At 65.4% G+C, this 4,811-nt stretch carries 3 protein-coding genes; all 3 read right to left on the bottom strand.

What is annotated here, in order from left to right; translation table 11 throughout:
- Positions 1-75 precede the first annotated feature (75 nt).
- The 3 genes from ATB98_RS00185 to ATB98_RS00175 all read right to left on the bottom strand — a co-directional run bounded on the left by ATB98_RS00185 (position 76) and on the right by ATB98_RS00175 (position 4,448).
- The gene (locus tag ATB98_RS00185; protein WP_066867540.1) at positions 76-882 is read right to left on the bottom strand and encodes an exodeoxyribonuclease III; all 807 of its coding nucleotides are present in this window, start codon (positions 880-882) and stop codon (positions 76-78) included.
- A gap of 138 nt (positions 883-1,020) precedes the next feature.
- Positions 1,021-1,683 (bottom strand): outer membrane lipoprotein carrier protein LolA, encoded by a 663-nt coding sequence (locus tag ATB98_RS00180; protein WP_066867537.1) that lies wholly within the window; start codon positions 1,681-1,683, stop codon positions 1,021-1,023.
- Between the two features lie 113 nt (positions 1,684-1,796).
- Positions 1,797-4,448 carry a DNA translocase FtsK gene (locus ATB98_RS00175; RefSeq protein ID WP_066867534.1) on the bottom strand — a complete coding sequence of 884 codons (2,652 nt, stop codon included), beginning with the start codon at positions 4,446-4,448 and terminating at the stop codon, positions 1,797-1,799.
- Between the last annotated feature and the right edge of the window lie 363 nt (positions 4,449-4,811).

The raw sequence follows: 4,811 nt of genomic DNA, 5'->3' as shown, positions 1-4,811 counted from the left end.
ACCCATGACTGCCTCCAAAAGACAGTCTTGAATCTGATTTGCTCAGCCTTGGGAATCCCCAAGAGTCCACACGACCTAAAGCTCGAAATGGGCGATCACCGGCACGTGGTCGGAGGGGCGGTCCCAGCCGCGTGCTTCCTTGACGATGTCGACGCGGGCGAGATTGAGCGCGAGGTCGGCGGAGGACCAGATGTGGTCGAGGCGGCGGCCGCGGTCGGCGGCGGCCCAGTCCTTCGCCCGGTAGCTCCACCAGGTGTAGAGCTTTTCCGGCGGCGGCGCGTGCCGTCGCATCAGGTCGACCCAGCCGCCGCCGGTCATGACCGAGATCAGGCCCTCGGTCTCGATCGGCGTATGGCTGACGATCTTCAGGAGCTGCTTGTGCGACCAGACGTCGTCTTCGAGCGGCGCGATGTTGAGGTCGCCGACGAGGATCGACGAAATGCCGGCCTCGGCCTCCGCGTGCAGGAGCTTCATCTCGTCGACGAAGTCGAGCTTGTGGCCGAACTTCGGATTGATCGTTCGATCCGGCTCGTCACCGCCGGCCGGCACATAGAAATTGTGGAGGCGGATCCTCTTGCCGCCGGCCGAAAAGACCACCGAGAGATGGCGGGCGTCGCCGACGCCGCAATAGTCGCGACGGTCGGTGAGTTCCGTCAGCGGCAGCCGCGAGACCGTCGCCACGCCGTGATAGCCCTTCTGCCCATGCATCTCGATATGGTTGTAGCCGAGGCGCTTGAGCGGCGCGGACGGGAACTGGTCGTTCGGGCACTTGGTTTCCTGCAGGCAGAGGATGTCCGGCTGCCATTTTTCCAGAAACTGCTCCACCAGCGGCATGCGCAAGCGGACGGAGTTGATGTTCCACGTGGCGATGGAAAGGGTCATTCAATCCTCTGGGAGAGTAGCCGGCGCACGACGATTGTCCGGCGATGCGCAGCGTTTTAAACAGGTCCGGGGCCGATCGACAAGTATGAAAAAGGCCGCCCGAGGGCGGCCTTTCGTGACGATCCGGTCGGCTGTGGCTCAACCGCCGCGCCGCTTGTTGCGCACCTCGTCATAGGGGATGCGGAAGACCCTTTCGTCCAGTTCGATGCCGGTCTGGACGTTGAAGATCATCACCGACGTGTCCTTCTTCTGCGCGTCGGTGATCGTCCACTGCCTGAGGGCATAGGTCTTCGGATCGAACATCATGGTGATGGTCGAATCGCCGAAGATCGAGCGGTCGCCGAGCACGATGGTGATGAGGTCCGACTCCACCTTGACGCCCCGCACCATCTTGCTCTTCAGGTCGATCCGCTCGCTCAGAAGCAAGTTCAGCGGCGTCTTCGACAGCGGATAGATGTCCCAGGTCTTCAGCTTCATGTTGCCGATGACGACGGACCTGCCGTCGGCGATCACCCGCATCGGCGAGGGGGCCTCGTAGTTGAAGCGGATGCGCCCGGGCCGGCGGATATAGAACTTGCCGCCCGTCTGTTCGCCGCGCGGGCCGAACTGCACGAACTCGCCCGCCATCGTCTTCACCGACGAGAAATGATCGGCGATCTTCTGGGCCACGGCGGATGCCTGGGCCGAAGCGTCGCTCGCGTCGAGCGTCGTACCGGCCAGACCAGCGAGCGCCGCCAGGCCGCCAAGGAAGACGCGCCGCGAGATTGCCCGATTGCGGCCGCCGGTTTTTGTCTCCATCATCGCAGTCTCCTTCATTTCCGGATCATCTGAAGCTTAAGTGGGGCGCCTTCAAGGCGTTTCGCGATCCGCGACCGCCCGGTTCTCAAATGATCGTTATCGGCCGGCGCCGCATTCTACCGGCCGGTGATTTCCGCCTCGGTCGGCACCAGGATCTCGCGCTTGCCGGCGTGGTTCGCCGGGCCGATGATGCCTTCCTGCTCCATCCGCTCGATCAGCGATGCCGCCCTATTATAGCCGATCCCGAGGCGTCTCTGCACATAGGAGGTCGAGGCCTTGCCGTCACGCAGCACGATCGCCACCGCCTGGTCGTAGGGGTCCTCGGAATCGGCGAGATTCGAGGTGCCGGCGGGCCCGCCGTCCTCGTCCTCCCCGTCGTCCTCGGTGATCGCGTCGAGATATTGCGGCACGCCCTGCGTCTTCAGATAGGCGACGACCTCTTCCACCTCGGTGTCCGAGACGAACGGCCCGTGGACGCGCTGGATGCGGCCGCCGCCGGCCATGTAGAGCATGTCGCCCTGGCCGAGGAGCTGCTCCGCCCCCTGCTCGCCGAGAATCGTGCGGCTGTCGATCTTCGACGTCACCTGGAAGGAGATGCGGGTCGGGAAGTTCGCCTTGATCGTGCCGGTGATGACGTCGACCGACGGGCGCTGCGTCGCCATGATGACGTGGATGCCGGCCGCACGCGCCATCTGCGCCAGCCGCTGGACCGCGCCCTCGATGTCCTTGCCGGCGACCATCATCAGGTCGGCCATCTCGTCGATGATGACGACGATATAGGGCATCGGCGACAGATCGAATTCCTCGGTCTCGTAGACCGCTTCGCCCGTCTGGCGGTCGAAGCCGGTCTGGACCGTGCGGGTGATCGCCTCGCCCTTGGCAAGCGCCTGCTCGACGCGGCTGTTGAAGCCGTCGATGTTGCGCACGCCGATCTTCGACATCTTCTTGTAGCGCTCCTCCATCTCGCGCACGGTCCACTTCAGCGCCACGACCGCCTTCTTCGGATCGGTCACCACCGGCGAGAGCAGGTGCGGGATGCCGTCATAGACGGAGAGCTCGAGCATCTTCGGGTCGATCATGATCAGCCGGCACTGGTCGGGGGTGAGGCGGTAGAGCAGCGACAGGATCATCGTGTTGATCGCCACCGACTTGCCCGAGCCGGTGGTGCCGGCGACGAGCAGATGCGGCATCTTGGCGAGGTCGGCGACGACCGGCTCGCCGCCGATCGTCTTGCCGAGCGCCATGGCGAGCCTGGTCTTCGTCGTCTCGAAGTCGCGCGAGCCGATCAGCTCGCGCAGATAGACCATCTCGCGCCGCTGGTTCGGCAGTTCGATGCCGATGGCGTTGCGGCCGGGAACGACGGCGACGCGGGCGGCGATCGCGCTCATCGAGCGGGCGATGTCGTCGGCAAGGCCGATGACGCGCGACGATTTGATGCCGGGCGCCGGTTCGAGTTCGTAGAGCGTGACCACGGGGCCGGGGCGGACATGGATGATCTCGCCCTTGACGCCGAAATCCTCGAGCACGCCTTCGAGCATGCGGGCGTTCTGTTCAAGCGCGTCGGCCGAGAGCGAGGCGTCGCGGGCGACATTCTTCGGCTCCGCGAGGAAATGGATCGGCGGCAGCGCGAAATCGCCGTCGTCCTCGACGAAGGAGCGCTGCGCCTCGCGTTCGATGCGCTGGCCGCTCTTCGGCCGCGGCGGCGGGGCTGCGACGCGCGATCCGGGCTTCGCCAGCGTCGGCCTCGGCGGCGCGGGCCGAGGTGCCCAGTCGGCGGCAATATCGTCCTCGTCGTCGTCCGGCAGGATGCCGGCGGGGCGGGGCTCGTCGATGTCGAAGGGCGGATCGTCGCCATCGACCATGATCGAGGGCGGCGTGACGACCCGACGTTCGGCACGGTCGAGCGACGGCTCGATGCGGTCGGCGCCGGCAGGCGCCCTCGGCCGGGCCGGCTCGTTCAGCGTGCCGAATTCATCGTTGTTGAAGTCGTAGGGCTCGTCGTAGCGGCGCTTGGCCGCGCGCGTTGCGCTCATCCCGAACATGCGGCGCAGCCGCGCCTCGAGCGTGAAGCGCATGTGGGCGAGCGACCCCATCATGAGGGTGAAGGGCCCTTCCCCGTCCTCCTCGTCGAGCTCGTCGCGAATGGTGCGCGCCTTGCTGGGAACCGGTTCCGGCGCCTCCTCGTCGTCCTCCTCCGCGCTGACGCCGATGAGGCCGGCGCTGAAGATCAGGCACCAGGCGGCGGGCGCGGCGAAGAGGCAGGCAAGCACCGTCGCGAGCGTGCCGGTCGGGAAAGCCCCGGTGAACAGCGCCGGGAAGCGCAGGATCATGTCGCCGAAGACGCCGCCGAGGCCGTTCGGCAGCGGCCAGGTGATCGGCGCCGGCACGCAGCTCAAGGCCGCGCTCGCCAGCACCGAGCCGACGAACCACAAGCCGAGCCGCTTCACGATCTTGTCGAACGGCTTGTTGCCGATGAGGACGAGGGCCCAGGCGACCGCCGGCAGCAAGGCGACGACGCTCGCAAGGCCGAAGAACTGCATGAAGATGTCCGCAAAGGCGGCACCGCCATAGCCGAGCAGATTGGTCGGCTCGTCCGCGGTCGCATAGGAGAAGCTCGGATCGGCGACGTTCCAGGTCGAAAGCGCGGCAACGGCAAGCGCCAGCCCGCCGAAGAGGGCAAAGCCGGCGAGCGAGGCGACCTGGCGCCAGACGAAGGTGCTCAACCGACTGGAACGGCTGTCAAGCGTTGCGGAAGTGCTTCTGCTCATGTTGCCTTGCTGCCCGTTTCGACCTGCCGGAGCGCCACGCATTGTTAATGAATGGTGGGGACATTCCAGCCATTGATTGCAGAACATCGTGCACCCCCGGCGAATTGCCGGAGGCGCAGAAACGCTCCGGGCACATTGCGTGCCATGGAGACAACCTAAGCGGAGTAGGGTTAACGCGACATTAACCATGCGCGCGCAGGGCCGGAATTGCGGCAAATCGCGGTCGGATCGAGCCACAATAACTGTGGACGATTGCCCCTCTCCTCGGGTTAAACCCGAGGACTAGGTCGTGTGGACTCTTGGGGATTCCCAAGGCTGAGCAAATCAGATTCAAGACTGTCTTTTGGAGGCAGTCATGGGTGT

This window comes from Sinorhizobium saheli (assembly GCF_001651875.1).
In the GTDB taxonomy this organism is placed as follows: Bacteria; Pseudomonadota; Alphaproteobacteria; order Rhizobiales; family Rhizobiaceae; genus Sinorhizobium; species Sinorhizobium saheli.
This window is presented reverse-complemented; position numbering and strand designations above follow the sequence as displayed.